The sequence below is a fragment of the Streptomyces sp. VNUA24 genome, from assembly GCF_029167005.1.
GTDB lineage: Bacteria > Actinomycetota > Actinomycetes > Streptomycetales > Streptomycetaceae > Streptomyces > Streptomyces scabiei.
Window position 1 is genome coordinate 6326680 of sequence record NZ_CP119143.1, and the last position, 19335, is coordinate 6346014.

14 protein-coding genes are annotated in these 19335 nt (G+C 69.2%); 7 read left to right on the plus strand and 7 right to left on the minus strand.

Annotation, left to right across the window (positions count from 1 at the left end; genetic code table 11):
• Positions 1 to 528, plus strand: a complete 528-nt coding sequence (locus PYR72_RS27160) for a hypothetical protein (protein WP_275457734.1) — start codon at positions 1 to 3, stop codon at positions 526 to 528.
• 26 nt (positions 529 to 554) lie between these two features.
• Here PYR72_RS27160 and PYR72_RS27165 read toward each other — a convergent pair whose 3' ends face one another.
• Positions 555 to 1340, minus strand: coding sequence for an NPP1 family protein (locus tag PYR72_RS27165; RefSeq protein ID WP_059080378.1), 786 nt, complete (start codon positions 1338 to 1340; stop codon positions 555 to 557).
• Positions 1341 to 1913: 573 nt separating this feature from the next.
• On the opposite strand from PYR72_RS27165, the gene PYR72_RS27170 reads away from it, so the two are divergent.
• Positions 1914 to 3167 carry a hypothetical protein gene (locus PYR72_RS27170; RefSeq protein ID WP_275457735.1) on the plus strand — a complete coding sequence of 418 codons (1254 nt, stop codon included), beginning with the start codon at positions 1914 to 1916 and terminating at the stop codon, positions 3165 to 3167.
• 104 nt (positions 3168 to 3271) lie between these two features.
• Positions 3272 to 3847 (plus strand): hypothetical protein, encoded by a 576-nt coding sequence (locus PYR72_RS27175; RefSeq protein ID WP_275457736.1) that lies wholly within the window; start codon positions 3272 to 3274, stop codon positions 3845 to 3847.
• Here the strand turns inward: PYR72_RS27175 and PYR72_RS27180 are convergent.
• Positions 3844 to 5904 carry an ATP-binding domain-containing protein gene (locus tag PYR72_RS27180; protein WP_275457737.1) on the minus strand — a complete coding sequence of 687 codons (2061 nt, stop codon included), beginning with the start codon at positions 5902 to 5904 and terminating at the stop codon, positions 3844 to 3846. The two genes, PYR72_RS27175 and PYR72_RS27180, sit on opposite strands and share 4 nt — an antisense overlap.
• Positions 5905 to 6277: 373 nt before the next feature.
• Here PYR72_RS27180 and PYR72_RS27185 point away from each other — a divergent pair, with 373 nt between their 5' ends.
• Entirely contained in the window at positions 6278 to 6475 is a 198-nt protein-coding gene (locus PYR72_RS27185; protein WP_037722794.1) for a hypothetical protein, read from the plus strand.
• A 244-nt stretch (positions 6476 to 6719) separates the two neighbouring features.
• On the opposite strand, the gene PYR72_RS27190 is transcribed toward PYR72_RS27185, so the two are convergent.
• Positions 6720 to 8360 (minus strand): DNA repair helicase XPB, encoded by a 1641-nt coding sequence (locus PYR72_RS27190; RefSeq protein ID WP_275457738.1) that lies wholly within the window; start codon positions 8358 to 8360, stop codon positions 6720 to 6722.
• A 108-nt stretch (positions 8361 to 8468) separates the two neighbouring features.
• Between PYR72_RS27190 and PYR72_RS27195 the strand changes: the two genes are divergently transcribed.
• From PYR72_RS27195 to PYR72_RS27205, 3 genes are all read left to right on the plus strand, one after another.
• Complete coding sequence (locus PYR72_RS27195) at positions 8469 to 10028, plus strand: recombinase family protein (RefSeq protein WP_275457739.1); 1560 nt, start codon at positions 8469 to 8471, stop codon at positions 10026 to 10028.
• Positions 10029 to 10398: 370 nt separating this feature from the next.
• Positions 10399 to 14268, plus strand: a complete 3870-nt coding sequence (locus tag PYR72_RS27200) for a DNRLRE domain-containing protein (RefSeq protein ID WP_275457740.1) — start codon at positions 10399 to 10401, stop codon at positions 14266 to 14268.
• On the plus strand, positions 14268 to 14753 hold the full coding sequence (locus PYR72_RS27205; protein ID WP_275457741.1) for a hypothetical protein: 486 nt from the start codon (positions 14268 to 14270) through the stop codon (positions 14751 to 14753). The genes PYR72_RS27200 and PYR72_RS27205 overlap by 1 nt, the downstream gene beginning before the upstream one ends.
• Before the next feature lie 280 nt (positions 14754 to 15033).
• Here PYR72_RS27205 and PYR72_RS27210 read toward each other — a convergent pair whose 3' ends face one another.
• From PYR72_RS27210 to PYR72_RS27225, 4 genes are all read right to left on the minus strand, one after another.
• On the minus strand, positions 15034 to 15543 hold the full coding sequence (locus PYR72_RS27210) for a hypothetical protein (protein WP_275457742.1): 510 nt from the start codon (positions 15541 to 15543) through the stop codon (positions 15034 to 15036).
• Positions 15540 to 17021, minus strand: coding sequence for a replication initiator (locus PYR72_RS27215; protein ID WP_275457743.1), 1482 nt, complete (start codon positions 17019 to 17021; stop codon positions 15540 to 15542). The genes PYR72_RS27210 and PYR72_RS27215 overlap by 4 nt, the downstream gene beginning before the upstream one ends.
• Before the next feature lie 150 nt (positions 17022 to 17171).
• Entirely contained in the window at positions 17172 to 17885 is a 714-nt protein-coding gene (locus tag PYR72_RS27220) for a DUF2637 domain-containing protein (RefSeq protein WP_275457744.1), read from the minus strand.
• 49 nt (positions 17886 to 17934) lie between these two features.
• Positions 17935 to 19335 carry a cell division protein FtsK gene (locus tag PYR72_RS27225; protein WP_343245539.1) on the minus strand — a complete coding sequence of 467 codons (1401 nt, stop codon included), beginning with the start codon at positions 19333 to 19335 and terminating at the stop codon, positions 17935 to 17937.

Consider the following 19335-nt stretch of genomic DNA (forward strand, 5'->3'; position numbering starts at 1 on the left):
GTGGCAGACCTCAACCAGTCCCTGTGGAACTCGGACGTGGAACCGGGCAGTTACACGGTCCCGGCCGGGTACGCGCCTGCCAACGCCGCGTACCTCAGCATGCTTTTCGAGCAGTACAAACTCTGTGTCGAGACGGCCGACCGGGTCAGCGCGCGGCGGGGCGCCGCCAACACCTTCTTCCTCTCCCTCAACAGCGCGATCGCCACGGCCATGGTCGCGGGCCTCGGTCCGCGTCCGGGCAGGGTGTCCGCGTGGCTGCTCCTCGCCGGTCTGCTGATCCTCGTCGGGCAGTGCGCGGCGTGGTACCTGATGGTCCGCTCCTACCGTCAGCTGAACACGGCGAAGTGGGCGGTGATCGGCGCCTTCGAGAGCCGGCTGCCCGCGTACGCCTACTCGCGTGCCGAATGGGCGGAGCTGGGGGAGGGCGAGGACTGGCGCAGATACATGCCCCTGACCCGCCTCGAACAGGGGGTGCCGCCCCTGTTCGTGGCCGCCTACGGGGTCGGGTTCCTCGCGCTGGTGCTGTAGGGCCCCGACCCACTGCCCGCTGTCCGCTACGCGTTCGGGTCGAAGGTGATCCCCGACGGCTTCGCCTTGGAGAGGTTGGAGGCGAAACTGCCGTCCTTGAGGCCGAAGTTGGCGCTGCCGAAGTCGTACGCGACCAGGGTGTCGCGGACGCCGGCCGGGTAGCCGTTCCAGCCGACGAGCGGGGGGTACTGCCAGGTGCCCTTGTGGTTCTCCGGCGGCTCGTCGTTGGAGCCGGCGAGGCGGAAGCAGTGGGTGCGGATGCCGTCCTTGTGGTAGACGATCTTCGCGTGGGTGCCGTCCCAGCGCACCGACGACGCGGCGTGCACGGTGAAGCCGCCGTGGTTGGAGGTCGAGACGTACTGGGCCGTGCCGTTCTGCACCCAGACGACGACGTGCTCCCAGTCGTGCCGGTGGCCGCCGATACCGCTGCCCGCGACCGCCTGGTCCTTCTCGAAGTAGAGGTCGTACATGATCGCGCACCAGCCGTTGTTGCACTTGTAGCGCGAGTACCCGTTGGTGTTGTCCAGGTCGGACGCGTCCCGGCAGCTTCCGCTGAGCGAACCGGACGGCTTGAGGCCCCCGTTGACCGTGCCCGTGGGGCCGATCGCGGGGGTCGAGTAGCAGCCGTCCGTGTCGTAGTCGTACGCGGGCTGCCATGTCTTCTCCAGCGCCTCGGCGTTGGCGGGGAGCGCGCCGGGCGGGTCCGCGTACGCGCTGCCCGCCACACCGACGACCAGCGCGACGGTGGCGCCGAGCGTGACGGCGGATCTGCGGAATCGACGCGAAGTACGCGTGCGTGAACCAGTCTTCACTGCGACCTCCTGATGGACCGCGGCGCGGGGGTGAACGGCCGGGAGCCGGGGGTGGGGACATGCCGACCTGCTCGAAGTGGCATGCGCAGGTCAGATTCGCCGTACTCGCGGGTAGTGCGCAAGAGGCAGGCGGGGTCGGAGTGATGAAAAATCAATCACCGGGCGGATCCTGTGCGTTACCCGTGCGCCGCGCCCCGTACGCCGGGACGCCGAAGAGACCTGTTCGTCTGACGGCACCGCGCCCTGTACGCCGGACGCCGACGGGGCCCGTACGTCGGACGCCGACGGGGCCCGTTCGTCGAACGTCACCGCGCCCTGTGCGCCGGACGCCGACGGGGTCCGCTCGTCGGATGTCACCGCGCCCCGTACGTCGGACGTCACCGCGCCCCCGTACGCCGGACGTCACCACGCGGGGCACATCACGGCCAGATATCCGCCTCGTAGTTGTTGTGTGCGAACTCGCCGCGGAGGGCGGCTCGGAGATCGTTCCGCCCTTCGCCCGCGGGCATAGTGGTCTCCGCCCCGCTTAAGCCGGGGCATGACAAGCGCTTCAACACACGGGGACGGGCTTCCATGCCATTCATACGCCGCCGCGGCCTCACGGCCGCCGCCGCCGTGATCGCCGCGATCATGGTCACCAGCACCGCCTGCAGCAAGACCGACGAGAGCGGGGCCAAGAGCTCCGGCTCGACGACCGCGGGGGCCGACGCGGGCGACGGCGTCGACACCGGCGAGAACCAGAGCGGCGGTGACACCACCGTCGGCGGCTTCAAGCTCCCCAAGGGCGTGCCGACCGACCTCACCGGTGACGCGCTGCGGAAGTGGAAGGACGGCGGCTGGCAGGACTTCGACGACTGGGCCTCCAGGGCCGAGGACTTCGCCAACCCGTACATCCAGGACTTCTGGACGCCCGAGCGCATCGCCGAGGCCGAGGAGAACCTGCCGGACCTCCCGGCGATCGCCGAGGCGGGCAACACGGCCACCGGCGGGAGCAAGACCACCCAGGTCTGGCTGCCCGACGGCAAGGTCAAGAGGCAGCAGGCCACCAAGGTCAAGGCGACCTACCACAAGAACGCCGCCCCGGTCGGCAAGCTGTTCTTCACCACGCCCCAGGGGTCGAGCGTCTGCTCCGCCGCGGTCGTGAAGGACCCCGCCCACCCGGGCAAGTCCAACCTCGTGTGGACCGCGGGGCACTGCGTGCACGCGGGCAAGGGCGGCGGCTGGTACCGCAACATCGCCTTCGTCCCCTCCTTCAACGACACCGGCCGGCTGGACATCAACCAGGCGTCCCGTGACTACCGGGCCGCCAACGTCTCCCCGTACGGCCTCGCCTGGGCCGACTGGGCCACCACCTCCGGCACCTGGATCAAGGGCGGCGCCGCCAGCCAGGGCACCGTGGCCGCCGCGTACGACTACGCGGTGCTGCACATGAAGCCGGAGAAGGGCGCCAAGTCCCTGGAGGAGCGCGTCGGTTCGGCCCTGCCGGTGTGGTTCAACGCCCCCGCCGCCAACAAGGTCAAGAACATGAAGGTCCGCGGCTACCCGGCCGAGGCCCCGTACGACGGCTCGAAGATGTACCACTGCCAGGGCGCGACCAAGCGCTTCGTCCTCGGCTACGGCTACCCGAGCGACTACCCGGCCCAGTACATGGTCGGCTGCACCATGAACGGCGGCGCCTCCGGCGGCCCCTGGTTCATGAGCCACAAGGGCCGCACCTACCTGGTCTCCAACAACTCCCTGAGCGACCGCTCCACGTTCATCACCGGCCCGCGCCTGGGGAAGAACGCCAAGCAGGTCTACCTGGCGACCAGCAACAAGTTCAAGTAGGCCGCACGCGCAGCACCACGGCCCCCGCGCACACCACGGCCCCCGCCGACCTCGGTCGCCGGGGGCCGTCGTGCGGGTACCCGCGCGCACGTACATTCGAGGCCATGAACACGTCCGAGTGGTGGGAGAGGCTGCCCGCCGGCATCCGTGCACAGGTGGACGGATACGTCCTCCAGGACGCCGGCTTCCAGGCGGCCCGCGTCGTCCACGCCGCGGGCCGGGCCCAGGGCCTCGGCCTCACCGAGGCCCAGCGCATCGTCCACGACCGCTACGGCCACCACGGCGACCGCGTCGCCCGCACCCCGGACAGCCCCCTCGACCCGGACTCCCTGGCCGCCCTCGCCGCCGGCTGCCCCGGCCGCGTCACCTCGATCGAGGCGGTCTGGGACGGCGACACGGTCCACGACTGGTTCGTGGAGCTGCTCGCCCTCACCACCGATCCCCAGGGCGAGCACCGGCTGGCCACCCTCTACCGGAGCACGGCCGAGCGGTACCTCGGGGCGACCAGGGAGGGCGACGGCGCGTTCACCGGCCACCCGTCGGCCGTCGCCGCCGACCGCTGCGGCCGAGCGCTGGCCGACCGCCTCTCGGTCCCCTTCCGCTTCGCCTCCCCGCACACCCCGGACGACCGGGCCCGATGGGACGCCGGGGACGGACGGGATGAGCGGGACGCCGGCTAGCCGAGCTGTTCCGGCAGCGGGCCCGTGTGGGTCACGATCAGGCCCGACACCGCTCGGGTGAGGGCCACGTACAGGCGGCGCAGGCCCGTGCGTTCGTCCGGTTCGCCGTCGACGACCGCCCGGGGTTCGTCCAGGACGACGTAGTCGTACTCGAGACCCTTGGCGAGCGAGGCCGGGACCAGCGTGAGCCGGGTCTCGTACGTCGTCTCCTCGCCCGGCGCCAGAAAGCCGATCCCGGCCGCCGTCAGCGCCTCGGCGAGCGCGGGGACGCGGGCGTCGGCGGCGATGAGGCCGGTCGAGCCCTCGTTGCGGAGCAACTCCAGGCAGGCGGCGACGACCTGGGAGTCGTCCGCGCTCGGCCGGACGTCGAAGAAACCCGGGTTCTCACGGACCGACGCGACTGGCGTCAGACCGGGCGCGATGTGCGGGAGGAGCCGGGAGGCGTACGTGATCACGTCGGTCGGCACGCGGAAACCGGCCGTCAGCTCCTCCACATGGGCCTCCGCCTTGCCGAGGTGCGTCAGGGCCTCCTCCCAGCTCCGTGTCGCCCAAGGGGTCGTGCCCTGCGCGAGGTCGCCGAGGACGGTCGCGGACCCGGTCGTGCAGCGGCGCCCCACCGCCCGGTACTGCATCGGCGAGAGGTCCTGGGCCTCGTCGAGGACGACATGCCCGAGGGAGTGCGTGCGCTGCACCAGGTCGGCGGCCTCGTCGACGAGCACGGCGTCGGCGGCGGACCACCTGGCCGTCTTCACGCTCCGCGCCGGCTTCGCCCACAGGATCGTCTTCTGCTCGTCGGCGGTGAGGATCCCGTCCGCGTGCGCGGCGAGGAAGTCCGCGTCGGAGAGCAGCCGCAGGACCAGCCTGGCGGGCTCCACGGGCGGCCACACCGCCTTCACCGCCGCCTTCACGGCCGCGTTGCGGGCCACCGCGTCCTGCACCCGGTCGTCGGGCGCCTCCCCGGACCGCTCCATCTGCACCAGCACGGCGTGCGCGATCCGCTGCGGCAGGGCCTCGCGCGCGGCCCCGTAACGGATGTCCCGCTCCAGCAACTCCCGCACGATGTCCTCCAGTTCGTACGCCGGTACGCGCCAGCGACGGGAACCCCGGACGACCATCACGGGCTCGGTGGGCAGGGTGACGTGCGAGCGGACGGCCCGGCGCAGCACCTCGGCCATCCGGGCGTTGCCCTTGACGACGGCGGCCGGTGCCTCGTCCGTGCCCCGCACCTCGACGTGGGAGACGAGGTCGTCGACGGTGGCCTGCTTGACCTCCAGCTCGCCCAGCGCGGGCAGGACCTGCTCGATGTAGTGGAGGAAGGAGCGGTTCGGCCCGATGACGAGGGTGCCGGTGCGGGCGAGGCGCTCGCGGTGGGCGTAGAGGAGGTAGGCGACGCGGTGCAGGCCGACGGCGGTCTTTCCGGTGCCGGGGCCGCCCTGGACGCAGAGGGAGCCGGCGAGGTCGGACCGGACGATCTCGTCCTGCTCCGGCTGGATGGTCGCCACGATGTCCCGCATCGGACCGACGCGCGGCCGCTCGATCTCCTGCTGCAGCAGCTTGCTGGTGGTGGCCGCCTCGGCGGGGTCGGAGAGGTGCTCGTCCTCGTAGGCGGTGAGGTCGCCGCCGGTGTAGCCGAAACGGCGCCGGAGGCCGACGTCCAGCGGATCGGTCCGCGAGGCCCGGTAGAACGGCTGTGACACGGGGGCGCGCCAGTCGATGACCATGGGATCGCCGTCCGCGTCGTGCACGTGACGGCGCCCGATGTAGAACCGCTCCCCGTCCGCGCCCTCGGCCCGGTCGGCGCCGGGGGCGTGCAGGTAGTCGAGACGGCCGAAGAAGAGCGGGGTGTGGCTCAGGTCGGCCAGCGACTTGATCCGCTCCTCGATCTGGCGGGCCAGCACCTCCGCGTTCACCCAGTTCGCGGTGACGTCCTTGATGTCCAGCGCCTCCACGTCCTCCCGCATGGCACGCAGGGCGGAACGGGAGGCGGCGAGGTGCGAGCGCTCTCGGGAGAGGGGGTCGGCCGGGTGGGTGGGGTCGGCGGTGGGGTGCGCGGACAAGGGGGTGCCTCCGGGTGGCCTACGGGACCTAGGGGTGCCGCCCTCACGGCGTGCCTGACGGCGGTGTGCCTGAGGGCGTGTGCCTGACGGCGGTGTGCCTGACGGCGGTGTGCCTGAGGGCGGTGTTCTGCCTGTGGCGGTGGCCGACCGGTTTCCGTCCGGGCGACGGCGCTCCACGGAAGGGAGGCGGGCAAGAGCGGAGAGTGTAGGTGAGGGAGGGGGGCCAGGGCCAACGGGTTTCCCGGCGGTACCCCTAGGGGGTGCGTACGTCGCGGGTACGAGGGGCGGCCCAGACCTGAGAGTGAGCCGGGGACTCAGCGGGTTCACTCCGCAGACCGACGCGATCCACAGGCGGACGTTCCACCATGGAGACATGAGTGCAGCGACGTTCATCCCCGCCTCGGCCTCCGGCCGACCCGGTCCGCCGTCCGGCGCGACCGGTCTCGACGACCACCACAACCGTCACCGCCTCGCCGACGCCCTGCGCGCCGTCAAGGTCTTCGCGAGCGCCGCCTTCGGCGTGATCGTGCTCGGTGAGTACGCGGAGGAGGCGGGCATACGCCGCCGGTGAGGCCCGGCCCCACCCCGCGTCCCGTCTCGTGAGGCCCGGCCTCACCCCGCGTACCCCGCCCACCCCGCCGCGCCCCGCGCCCGGCGCCCGGCACGGGGCGGTCGCTCCTGCCTGTGCCGCCCGACGCCCCCGGCTCCCGCTGCCCGCACTCAAGGCGGCCCGGTCCTCGGCGCCCCGGCGGCACCGGCCGCCCCGCGCGTGGCCGCCGCGCCCTCAGCAGTCCGTCAGCAGCTCCTCAGGCTCCTCAGCCCTCCGTCAGCAGTTCGTCCGCGTCCATGATCCGGTAGGCGTACCCCTGCTCGGCGAGGAACCGCTGCCGGTGGGCGGCGAAGTCCTGGTCGATGGTGTCCCGGGCGACCACCGAGTAGAAGTGCGCCTGGTGGCCGTCCGACTTGGGGCGCAGGACGCGGCCGAGACGCTGGGCCTCCTCCTGGCGGGAGCCGAAGGTGCCGGAGACCTGGATGGCCACCGTGGCCTCCGGGAGGTCGATGGAGAAGTTCGCGACCTTCGACACCACCAGCACGTTGATCTCGCCCTGCCGGAACGCCTCGAACAGCTTCTCGCGCTGGGCGTTGCTGGTCTCGCCCTTGATCACCGGCGCGTCCAGATGGGCGCCCAGCTCGTCGAGCTGGTCGATGTACTGGCCGATGACGAGGATCTGCTGCCCCGCGAAGCGGCGGACGATCGCCTCGGCCACCTTCCGCTTCGTCGCGGTCGTGGAGCAGAAGCGGTACTTCTCCTCCTGCTCGGCGGTGGCGTAGGCGAGCCGCTCGGAGTCGGTGAGGTTCACCCGGACCTCGACGCAGTCGGCGGGCGCGATGTAGCCCTGCGCCTCGATTTCCTTCCAGGGGGCGTCGAACCGCTTGGGCCCGATGAGCGAGAACACGTCCGACTCCCGCCCGTCCTCCCGGACGAGGGTCGCCGTCAGCCCCAGCCGCCGGCGGGCCTGCAGATCGGCGGTGAACTTGAAGACCGGAGCGGGAAGGAGATGCACCTCGTCGTAGACGATGAGCCCCCAGTCACGGGAGTCGAACAGCTCCAGGTGCGGGTAGACGCCCTTCCGGCGGGTCGTGAGCACCTGGTACGTGGCGATGGTGACCGGCCGGATCTCCTTGCGCGTCCCGCTGTACTCGCCGATCTCCTCCTCGGTCAGCGACGTCCGCTTGATCAGCTCGTGCTTCCACTGGCGTGCGGAGACGGTGTTCGTGACGAGGATGAGGGTGGTCGACTTGGCCTGGGCCATGGACCCGGCTCCGACCAGCGTCTTCCCGGCACCGCAGGGCAGGACGACGACGCCGCTGCCACCGTGCCAGAAGTTCTCCACGGCCTGCTTCTGGTAGGGCCGCAGCGCCCAGCCGTCCTCGGCCAGCTCGATCGGGTGGGCCTCGCCGTCCACGTATCCGGCGAGGTCTTCGGCGGGCCAGCCCAGCTTCAGCAGGGTCTGCTTGATCTGCCCGCGCTCGGAGGGGTGCACGGCGACGGTGTCCGGGTCGATCCGGGCGCCGACGAGCGGAGTGACCCGCTTCGATCGCAGGATCTCCTCCAGCACGGGCCGGTCGGTGGTGGTCAGGACGAGACCGTGCACCGGGTGCTTGGAGAGGGTGAGGCGGCCGTAGCGGTCCATGGTCTCGGCGACGTCCACGAGGAGCGCGTGCGGCACCGGGTAGCGGCTGTACTGCACCAGCGCGTCGACGACCTGCTCGGCGTCGTGCCCGGCGGCCCGCGCGTTCCACAGGCCGAGCGGGGTCACCCGGTAGGTGTGGATGTGCTCGGGCGCCCGCTCCAGCTCGGCGAACGGCGCGATGGCCCGACGGCACTCGTCCGCCTGCTCGTGGTCGACCTCCAGGAGCAGCGTCTTGTCGGACTGGACGATTAGGCAGGACACACATACCTCCGGAGATAAGGTCGTCTCATGACAGAACCAACGCCTGTCACAGCACGGGCTATGCCCCGTGCCCGACGCCGGAAGGGCGTCCCGGCCAGCGCGCCGGGGATGCGCGCCGCTATCTATGTTCGCCTATCGCGCGAAACCGACGAGACGACTTCGCCGGAACGCCAGCGCGCGGCCTGTGAAGCGCTGTGCGAGGCACGCGGCTGGGAGGTCGTGGCCGCCGAGGAGGACATCGATGTCTCGGGCTTCTCACGCGGGCTCGACCGGCCGGGACTGCAACGCATCCTGACCAGACTCGCCGAGCTGGACGTGATCGTGTTCTTCAAGATCGACCGGCTTGCGCGCTCGACGGTCGACTTCGCGGAGATCATGCGACTCGCCGAGCACCAGAGCGTTGCGCTCGCGTCGGCGACGGAGCCGCTCGACCTCACGTCGTCCATGGGCCGGGCCATGGCGAAGGTGATCGCGGTCTTCGCCGAGCTGGAGTCCGACACCATCGGCATGCGGGTGTCCAGCGCGCACGAGCACCTGCGCCGCGAGGGCCGCTACACCGGCGGTCGGGTGCCGTATGGGTACATGGTCGTCCCCAACCCCAACGGGGCGGGTAAGGTCCTCGCGGTCAACGAGGACGAGGCCAAGACGATCAAGCGGATCGTGGAGCGGGTCTTGGCCAAGGACTCGCTCATGCAGATCATCAACGACCTCAACAAGGACGGCGTCCCGTCGCCCGGCCACACCTCACGCCAGACCACGGGCAAGCGCAGCGACTCCAAGCAGTGGTACACGACCACGCTGCGCAGCCTGCTGGGCAACCCCCAGTTGCTCGGCCAGGTCATCGAGGACGGAAAGCCGATCCTGCGGACGGACGGTCTGCCCCTGGTCAACCGCCCGCCGATCCTCGACACGGACACCTGGCAGGCGCTCCAGGACGAGTTGGAGCGGCGGGCCAACCCCGGTGAAAAGCGCCGGGAGGGTACGTCGCTGCTGCGCGGCATCATGCACTGCGGAGTCTGCGGCGAGCGCATGTACACCTTCAGCGGGCGCAACGGTCAGCTTCGGTACCGGTGCATCGGCCCGCTGAAGTACCGCCAGCGGGCGGCCAAGGGGGAGGGGAAGCAGGGCGTGAAGTGCTACGGGCCGACCGTGGCGGGGGTGACCACCGAGGAGCACGTCACCGAGCAGTTCCTCGCGAAGTACGGGCACCTTTCCGTGATGCGGATGGTCCAGGAGGTGGGCGAGGACTTCCGCCCGCAGATCAGGCAGGCCGAGGAAGCGTTGGCCGACCTGCAAAAGGATCGCTATGACCGGGGCCTGTTCAGAGGCGACGACGGAGCGATCCGGTACGCGGAGCAGTACGCCAAGCTGGAAGAGCGACTGGCGGCCCTGAAGGAGAGGCAGCGAACGGCGAGGCCGGGCGGTGTGAAGGCGGAGCCGACCGGCGAGACGCACGCCGAGCAGTGGAAGCGCTCGGACGTGGCCGGTAAGCGAGATCTGCTGTTGAACGCGGGCGGCTACGTGGAGGTGGCACCCGCGCGGCGTGGCGGCAAGAAGCTGGACACGTCGCGTCTGTCGGTGTACTTCGGCGAGGAGGGGCATATGCGGCGAGCGGCAGCGGCGAAGGAGAGCGAACGGGAGACCGAGGCGGCTGACAGCCAGGTCTGACGCCGACGTCACTGGACACACCAGCGGCGCCCCCACCTGACGGACGAGGTGGGGGTGCCGCGTCTGTGTTCATCCCACAAGCCCATTTTCTCGGTTAGCCGCCGTGCCGCGGACGGCCTGTGCCGCGCGCATGACGCAGGTCGGTGCCGCAGCCGTAGCTTCGCGGATCCGCAGCGGTCCCGCATTCGGCGTGAACGGGCAGGCGGGGACGGATTGTCAGTGCTGGTCTCTACAGTCCTCGCAGTCCTTAACTATCTGGACAAACTCGATCTTCTTCGTGAAGATCTCTTACGATTTCCTTAACTGGGGGGTACTAGTGAAGAGACGTTTCAGACCCGGGAGTTCGCGAACTCTCGGGACCAGCGCATGCGTGCTGGCCGGCTTCCTGGCTCTGCAACTTGGTGTCCCAGCCCAGCCTGCCGGTGCAGTCGGGACACTCGATGCACCGCAGGCGGCGCCGAAGCCCGACAGCGACGACGCAAGCATCGGCGCGGCCCGCATTCGTGCTGCCGTGCTCGGTAAGCGGGTCGAAGTCCCCTCCCTGCGCACCGAGAGCTCCACCGTGTACGTCAATCCCGACGGTTCGGTGACCGAGGAGTCAACCACCGGGCCGATCAGGGTCAAGGACGAGAACGGTGCGTGGCGGAACGTGGACACCACGCTCGTTCTCCGGGACGGGGTCGTCCAGCCCAAGCAGGCCGCTTCGGACATCAGGATCTCCGATGGAGGCTCCGGCCCTCTCGCCCAGGTGAGCGAGGGAAGTCAGAGCCTGGGTATCGGCTGGGACGGGGAACTCCCCAAGCCCGTGCTCAAGGGCAACACCGCGACCTACCAAAATGTCCAGCCCAACGCTGATCTGGTGGTGTCTGCACTGCCGGAGGGTTTCTCGCATCTCCTTGTACTCAGGGAGCGGCCGGAGGAGCAGGTAGAACTGCGCATACCCGTGGCGGCCGAGGGTTTGAAGCTCCGTGAGACCAACGATAAGCGCTTGCTCTGGGAGGGCAAGGACGGCCGGGATGTGGCCACCGCGCCTGTTCCCGTCATGTGGGGGTCCGAGGAACGTGCCGGTTCACGTGAACCGGAGGACATCTCCGATGTCGCCGTGACGGTGGAGGGCAGCGGAGACAACCAGACCCTGGTTCTCAAGCCGGCCAAGTCGTTCCTTGACGATCCTGATGTGCAGTACCCGGTGACGGTGGACCCGACCAGCACCCTGCTCGGTCCGATCACGGACACCTGGGTTCAGGACGCGGCCTATCCATCGTCCCAGCGAGGCTCCACCGAGCTGAAGGCCGGCACATACGACGGAACCGAGAAGGCGCGTTCCTACCTCAAGTTCGATACAGCCAGGTTCAGCGGCAAGCGAATCATCGACGCCGACCTGCGTCTGTACTCCTACTGGTCGTCTTCCTGCTCGACGGCAAACGCCGGAGTCCAGGTCCGGCGGGTGACCGCCGACTGGGACCCCTCGGCGATCACCTGGTCGACCCAGCCGAGCACCACCACAGCGGCGGCTCCGGTATCGAAGACGGCGAAGGGCTATAGCTCGAACTGCCCCGCCGGTCATGTCTCGTGGGATGTCGCTGGCATCGTTCAGGCATGGGCAGACGGTCAGCCCAACTACGGGGTGCGGCTGGCAGCCGTGGATGAGACTGACCCCCTCACCTGGCGGCGCTACCGGTCCGCCAACTACGTCGACGGATCGCACGACTCCGCAACGGAGCCTTCGCTGATCGTCACGTACAACGCAGCGCCTGCCGTACCCACGCAGCTGGGAATCACCCCGCGCAAGACGGGAACGCAGCTCACAATCGGATCCCTCACGCCGATGCTTCAGGCGGGGGTCAACGACAGCGATGCCGGTTCCGCACTGATCACCGAGTTCCAGGTGGAGCCCGATCCCGCACACGCCGACACCACGTACACGTGGGCGGGGAAGACAGTGGAGTTCACGCCGGGAACTGTGGCCACGACCCAGATTCCGACCGCCTCCGCGCTACCGGACGGCACCCACTTGAGGGTACGGTCACGTACCAGCGACGGGATCGACACGTCTGCTTGGTCCGGCTGGACGACGTTCCTCGTTGATGCGAGCGCTGTGCGGCCCGCAGACCTGCCCAAGCAGCTCCAGGCCGGAGCGACCGACACCGCGTCTCCCTTGGTCACCGGTGTCGTCAGTTCGCTCAATGGCGGCATGGTCGAGGCTCAGTTCCGGCTCGGCAACGCGAGTGGAACCGAGCTTTTGGGCAGCCAGTTCGTACCCAACGGCGAGCGTGTCGGCTTCCAGATCCCCGCCGACAAGCTCACCTCGGGAGGCCCGTTCGACTGGTCGATGAGGGCCTGTTTCGAGGGCAAGTGCTCCGCGTGGACGGCGAAGACCGCGATATCCGCAGGGTCCGGTACACCGCCCGCCGAGACGGCTGCGGCCACGTCAGTGAGTGTTCCGCTCACCAAGGCCACGGTCTGCACCGACGCGGCGACCTGTACCGGTGACACCGGTACAGCGCTGAAGGTTGGCAGCGTATCCGGCAAGAACTGGCGCAGCTATCTGAAGGCCGACCTGTCGAATGTCCCGGCTGGAGCGCGCATCACCAGTGCCACGCTGCAACTGCAGTCGTCCGCGACCACACCCGACCTCGCGGTGCACGCGCTCAACGACGCATGGACCACCGGCGGGACGGGAGCGGATCTGGACAAGGTCACCGCTCCCGGCGTCAACCTGGATGCCACTGCCCCCTGGAAAATCGACGTCACGGGCCTTGTCACCGGGTGGGCCGACGGTGCCAATGCCAACCACGGCCTCGTCCTTCGCCGGGCGGAAGGCGCGTCTGGCACGGCGGGTATCAGTTTCACCTCGGCCTCACTCACCGTCGAGTACGGCGCCGCCACCGCACCGTCATCGCCCCGGGACCTGCGGGCCCAGGCGGGTGACCAGGGCGCACTGCTCACGTGGACCGCGAGCCAGGACAGCGGTTACAACGACACGCACCTCACGTACGAGGTAACCGCGGTCGACTCGTCCGGTGCTGTGGTGGCCACCCGCACCACAAGCGGCACGGACGCCGTGATAACCGGCCTCACGAACGATGCTCCCTACACGTTCCGGGTCAAGGCAACCAGCCCGTATGGCACCAGTGACTCCGTCACCAGCAATGCCACCACCCCGCTGGAAGCTCACCTGAGCACCGCCACGTACACGGCGACACTCAACGAATACCTTGAGGCCGTCGCCGCTCTGACCACGGGTGCACACGACAGCGCCAGTGCCGCAACACAGGGCAAGCCGCATGCCGCGAAGTACTCCTCGCTGCTGAAGGCCGAGGAGTTCTGGCTGCTTGACATCCGTGAGGCCCTGGAGGCGGACGACCTCACCTACACGGCAATGACGTCGACCCTGTCAGACATCCTCGTGATGCCCTCCGCCGACGGTTCGGTGGCCGTCCGGGCGACCGTGAGTGAGAAGCGGACTCTCGCCGACAGCCCGGAGGAACCGGAAACCAACGAAACGGCAGTCCTCTACACCTTCTCTGGGGAGGACGCGCCTGTACTGGACAGCAAGCTCAACGCGCAGCAGTTCGAGCAGCGTCTGTCGAAGGGAGACGACGCTTTCGGAACTGTGACGTACGGCAGCGTGGAGAGCAACATCTCACCCACCGCGCTCACCCGGCAGGTACCCGACAGCCCAGCCGCGCTCGGCTTGGACCCGGCGCAGTACGAGGCGTACGCAAGCATCAGCCGCAGCGGCACCGCGAACTGGGCAAAGAAGCACTGGAACGACCGGCACGAGTACAGCCAGGACTGCACCAACTTCGTCTCCAAGGCGCTCTATCACGGCGGCGGAATGCGGATGAAGGGCGTGGGCAAGGACAACAAGAGCGTGCACAACTGGTGGCGTACCAAGCACTCGGCGCCGCCGCACACCGGCACGGGGTTCTACTACCGGTGGTCCCACACGTGGACCGTTGCCGATAAGATGGAGCACTTTCTGAGCCTGCACAGTGCAGGCATCGTGAACACTGAGTCGAAGCAGAGTGAGGCCAAGATCGGTGACGCGGTCTTCTTCAACTGGCGCGGCGAGGGAGGCTGGGACCATGCTGGCGTCGTCACCAAAATGAAGAACGGCAAGGCGTACGTGAGTGCCCACAACAACAACCGCCTGAACCAGCGACTTGACGTCTACATCAAGAGCAAGAGGGGCACGTGGGCAAACATCCATCGCGTCATTCCGGAGTGGTACTGATGCCCAGGACGCTGAAAGCACGGTGGCTCATAGCCGCTGTCGCCGCCCTGAGTGTTGCTGCGGGCGTTCTGGTCTGGTGGCTGCAGCGCGATCCGGCGCCGTACGCCTTGCGGAGCACCCCCGAGGTGCACCTGACAGTGAATCCCACCAAGTCCGACTATCCCGAGGCCGGGGAGGTCGCCCGCGAGACCGAACTGGTGCTGCAGGTCTATGTCCAGCGCCTCCAGGACGGTGACGCCAAGGACCTGGCTAACATCGGTGTTCCGTGGTACACGGGCAGGGAAGCGGCCGCTCGTCGCCTGATCTCCAAGTTCGGCGCGCAGGCCGACCAGCCGGTGAAGGCTGTAGTGGCGGACCCCGTCACACCGGGGCTGGCCAGTGTCGAGCTTCGCTTCGCAGACGGAAGCGAACAGACGCTCGACCTCACTCGTGATGACGGCGTGTGGTGGGTGGATATGGGTGAGGGCGACCCGATGAACCCGTAGACACCGTGATCCCTTGGGGGCCGCCCTTCTCAGGGCGGCCCCCTCTTGGTGCTCCGACTCGGGCTCAGCGCAGCCGCTGCCAGCGGAGGCCGCCGCATTGCGCCGGGCCCGCGCCGGATGGGCATGACAGGATTCGAGGGCGGCTGCAGCAGTGCCGGGGCGGCGGCACCGCGCACTGCTTGAACAGGGCGTTGACTGCAGCGCGGATGAGATAGGTGACCGGCAGATAGGCCCGGCGGCATCAAGGTGGTGCCTGCGCCCCGCGTAATGCCCTCTCAGGTCAGACGGCGTGCTGGTCGGGGTTGCGCCAAGGGCCGATGACCTTGATAGCAGGGCGGCAATACGACAGCGTTGCACCGTCGCGGGTCGTGAACTCGACTGTCTCTGCGACGAGTTCGCAGAGGGCGTCCCCGTCCGTCTCGGACAGTGCCTTCCTGAGCGTGGGGACGGACTCTGCCAGGTCCCAAGAGGGGGAACTGAGGCGGAAGCCGCCAAGGGCGTGTGCGTCGGCGAGGCGGAACGAGAGTCGAGTACTGGGCTGGGGTTCAAAGCGGGGTGCGGCTGTCAGCAGGCCGGCCTTGATGGATTCGGGGCCGGAGATGACGACCCGCATGGAGGTTGATCGGGGCAGCACCTCGAAGTGGTCGGCTTCGTGGCTGTCGTGGGACGGCGATTGCCTGCCGAAGAGCTGCCCGATGACCGTGGCGACTTCCGCAGTCCCAGTGGAGACACGCCAGGAGCCTTGGCCGCAGTGGAAGCGGCCGACGAACGTCGTCTTGCGGTTGATCATGAGAAATCCCCCTCCTGCTTGAGGCGTTGCGTATGGGCTATGTCGTGGCGGACCTGGGCTGCGAGGAACTCCTCACCGGGGCGGTAGCCGCTGCTGAGGTAGGTCCAGGAGGAGGCGGTGACGAGGGTGGTCTCGTCGGTGGCGGGGAGGCCGGCGCGGGCGCGGGCGGCTTCGGCCTGGGCGAGACGCCAGGCGCGGCGGACGTCGCGGAGTGCGCCGAGGGTGGTGGAGTAAGCGCGGGACTTGGTGGAGAAGTGGCCGCGGAAGCCGAGCATGTGGGCCCACTTCCAGAGCTTGAGGTGGGCGAGCTCCGGCAGGTGGCCGAGGGCCCAGGCGGTGCGGATCATCTGCCGTACGTGCTGCTGTACGGGCAGGGCCTTGATGGGTTCGGCCTGTCCGGTGCCGTCGCAGTCGGCGCACACGTCGTGGAAGCGGTCAGGGCCGCGTACGTAGCCACGTCCGGCACAGGGACGGCACATCAGAGTGCGGTCCACGGTGCCGGTGCCTTCGGCGTTCTTGGTGGCGTACTTGGCGACGTACCCGGCCACCTTGGCGTCTGTGTACTCGGCAACGCGGGCGTCTGTGAGTTCGCCGTCGCCCAGAGCGGTGATGGGGTCGGCCTTGTACCGGCCGCCCCAGGCGATGACGCGTTCGCCGATGGCGTCGGACTCGATGGTGAGCCGAGCGCTCTTCACGGCCAAGCCCACGGCAGCGCTCAGGGCGTCGAAGGTGGCCCAGGCCGGGGGCGGGCTGGTGTGTCCGTCGGGGCCGTCGAAGCGGATCACGGCGTGGAAGTGGACCAGGCCGCGCTTTTGGTACTCGGCGACCTTGGCGAAGGAGACGCGCAGAGCGGAGTTCAGGGCCTTCTGTGTCATGCCGAAGTGCTTGGCCAGGGCCCGGCGCAGGTAGGTGGTGAAGCGCGCCCAGAGCTGTCCGGCGTGGGCGTTCCACAGAACGGCGCCGGTGTAGTCGTAGGTGGCCGGGTTCAGGGGGGTGCCGAGTTCGGGGGCATCTTCGGCGTGGGTGTCGCCGCAAGCGCAGGGGCGGGGCTTGCCCGCGTCGGTGGTGGGCCGGTTGTGGACGGGGCCGAAGGAGGGGGCGGTGAGGGTGACGAAGGCGCGGGGGTGGTCGCGGACGGTTTCGGCGACGTTCTTGCCGCCGGAGAGTCCGGCCTTGATGAGGTGGTAGGTGTCGGCGGCGTAGACGCGGGAGCAGGCGGGGCAGCGTGAGGAGCGGCGGTTGCCACAGGTGGTCAGCAGGCGTCCGGAGGGTTCGTCTTCGGAGCGATAGGAGCGGACCACTTCCTTGGTGGTCTGGTCGGTGGTGATGGTGAAGCCGTGGAGGTTGACGGGGCTGGTGCAGCCGCGCAGGTCGCGTACCTGCTGCTGTACGCGGTCGAAGTCGTGGGTGTTGGCCAGTTCGATCAGATCCCGCAGGCCGGGGCTGATCACGTGGCGCAGGTCGAGGGGGCGGCGCATGGGTGGCGGGGTCTCCTTTCCGGCGCGAGGGTGGGACCTGCGGGCAGCAGCGATTCAGTGCGCTCGGGCTGCTGCCCGCAGGCATGGCAGGTCGGGCCCAGGGACGGGCGAGGTGGGTGGTGCCGGAAGGCCGGCGGGGAGAACGCGGCTCTACAGAGCGGCGTGAAGAGCCGTGGCCATGGGCAGGCCGATGCCTAGTCGCCTCTTGAGCTGGGCCGGAGAAATCGTTTCTCCGTGCTCGGCGTGGTGGGACGCGGCGATGGTGCGCGCTTCGATCAGCAGCGGCTCGGGGACCTTGACCGCAGGCGCGGTGAGGGCCGAAGCGATCGGGGCCGGGGCCGGGCTCAGTTCCGGTGTGACGGGCGCGGTGGACGCAGCAACGGGCGCGGGCTGGAGGGGTGCCGGGGCAGGCTCTTGTGCCGTTTCCGTCTCGTCAACCGGGGCCGGGGCGGTTGCTTCCCTGGTGACCGCGTGGAAGGAACGCAGGAGCTGGGGGCCGACCGCTCCCCAGCCGAGGAGCAGCAGCGGGGCCACGGCGTCCAAGGCAGCGCGGCCGTAGTGCGCGGCGGTGATCGGTTCGGCGATATTGAGAGCCAGGGTGAGCAGGCCGGAGACGTGCATGAGGCGGGTCGCCGCTTTCATCTGCTCCGGCGGGACGCCCCGCAGGGACAGGTAGCGCAGGGCCACCAGGAGCCCGACCACGGACAGGTCGACCATGGGGGCGATCAGGGGTGCGATGGGGGCGGGGACGCCCAGGCGCAGGGCCAGGGCCCAGACGTTGCCGAAGGAGAAGACGAACGCAAGGAGGGCGATGATGCCCATGACCACGGTGACGGTGCGCTGAGTGATCCGGTCCTCAGACATTGGGTGTTCACCTCCTTTCACAGGTGGTGGGGCGTTGGCCGCCGGGTCGTCAGGCCGCGATCGGCGTGGAGCCGTCGTCGTTCGGGTCGGTCTTGGTGAGGTCGACGGTGGGGAGCAGGTCGGCCGGGTCGGCGGTCAGGTGCGCGGTTTGGTGCGCGATCTCGGCCGCCCACTCGTCCGGCACGTACGGGGTACGGATGCGGGTGAAGCCGGGCTGTGACTGGTGGTTCATCGAGGCGACGCCGACATAGGCCGGGTCCTGAAGGTTGATCGGGTTGGCGTCCGGCCAGTCCCGGATGTCCTCACCGAGGGCCGCCACGGCGGCTTCGGCGGTCTTCTGCGCGAAGCTCAGGCCGATGGGGCACACGTCGCGGATGAAGGTCGGGATGGCATCGCCTGTGCTCTTCTGCGTGGCGAGGATGACGAGCATGCCCACCGAGCGGCCCTTCTTGACCAGGTCTTCCACGAGCCGGGCGTTCTCGGCGGCGAGCGCGGCGAGCCTCTTCGTCTTGGGGTCGCTGCCCTTGTGGTCGCGGAAGTAGGTGTGCGCCTCATCGATGATCAGCACGACCAGCGGCCACTTCTCGGACGGGTCCACGTCCCACACGGACTTCACCCCGAGCACATCGCGCACCAGGGTCGAGCGCACCCGCCGCAGGTCCACCAGCCGCCGGAACAGCTTGTTGGCCTCTTCGAGGTCATCGCCCACGAAGGCGAACATGCGCCGTACCCAGTCCGCGTAGTCACCCTCGTACGCGGCGGACACCTTGCCGTCAGCGCAGGCGAACTGAACCCACGGCGCGGGCGCCCAGTCGGACAGAAGCCTGTTGATCAGCGACGTCTTGCCCTTGCCAGGGAGGCCGGCCACGCCCATACCGGTCACGTGCCGAAGGTCGACGGACACCGGCTGGGCGTACTCGTCCACGCCCAGATCCAACCGGGCGACCTTCTCCGGCACCTTGCCCGTGGGACGGTGCTCGGTGGGGAACTTCAGCGGATCGAGCCGCACACCCCGGATGACGACCGAGCCCGGCTCATCCTGCGTGACCGCCACTCGCGTGCACCGCCAGGCGTCCGCCAAATGCGGGGCAACCTTCTGGTACTGCTCCAGGCCGACCCCCGGCAAGCAGCCCGCCCGCGCGATCACCCCGTACGCGTCGTGCGTCACCTTCAGCGTGGGGACCAGGACGCGAGGCTTGACGGGCTTGCCGTCCGCGTTCGACAGCGAGGCCAACGCGGTCGGCATCTTGTCGATGGCGCACAGCTTCAGCATCTGCGCGAGCCGCTTCCAGGTCCGCCGCACCCGCACGGCCTGCCGGATGGACTGCCGCGTCATGGCATCGGCCCGCAGGTAGCGGACGACCCACACCAGCGCCCACACGGCGACACCGGCCAGACCCACCCCGATCAGGACCGGGGCGTAGCCCATCACCTCACTCACGTCGTTCAC

Excerpts from the sequence above, each read along its gene's own strand:
- PYR72_RS27185 (WP_037722794.1), top strand. The coding sequence starts at position 6,278 with ATGAGTGCAGCGACGTTCATCCCCGCCTCGGCCTCCGGCCGACCCGGT.
- PYR72_RS27210 (WP_275457742.1), bottom strand. The coding sequence starts at position 15,543 with ATGATCAACCGCAAGACGACGTTCGTCGGCCGCTTCCACTGCGGCCAA.
- PYR72_RS27195 (WP_275457739.1), top strand. The coding sequence starts at position 8,469 with ATGCGCGCCGCTATCTATGTTCGCCTATCGCGCGAAACCGACGAGACG.
- PYR72_RS27205 (WP_275457741.1), top strand. The coding sequence starts at position 14,268 with ATGCCCAGGACGCTGAAAGCACGGTGGCTCATAGCCGCTGTCGCCGCC.
- PYR72_RS27215 (WP_275457743.1), bottom strand. The coding sequence starts at position 17,021 with ATGCGCCGCCCCCTCGACCTGCGCCACGTGATCAGCCCCGGCCTGCGG.
- PYR72_RS27220 (WP_275457744.1), bottom strand. The coding sequence starts at position 17,885 with ATGTCTGAGGACCGGATCACTCAGCGCACCGTCACCGTGGTCATGGGC.
- PYR72_RS27175 (WP_275457736.1), top strand. The coding sequence starts at position 3,272 with ATGAACACGTCCGAGTGGTGGGAGAGGCTGCCCGCCGGCATCCGTGCA.
- PYR72_RS27170 (WP_275457735.1), top strand. The coding sequence starts at position 1,914 with ATGCCATTCATACGCCGCCGCGGCCTCACGGCCGCCGCCGCCGTGATC.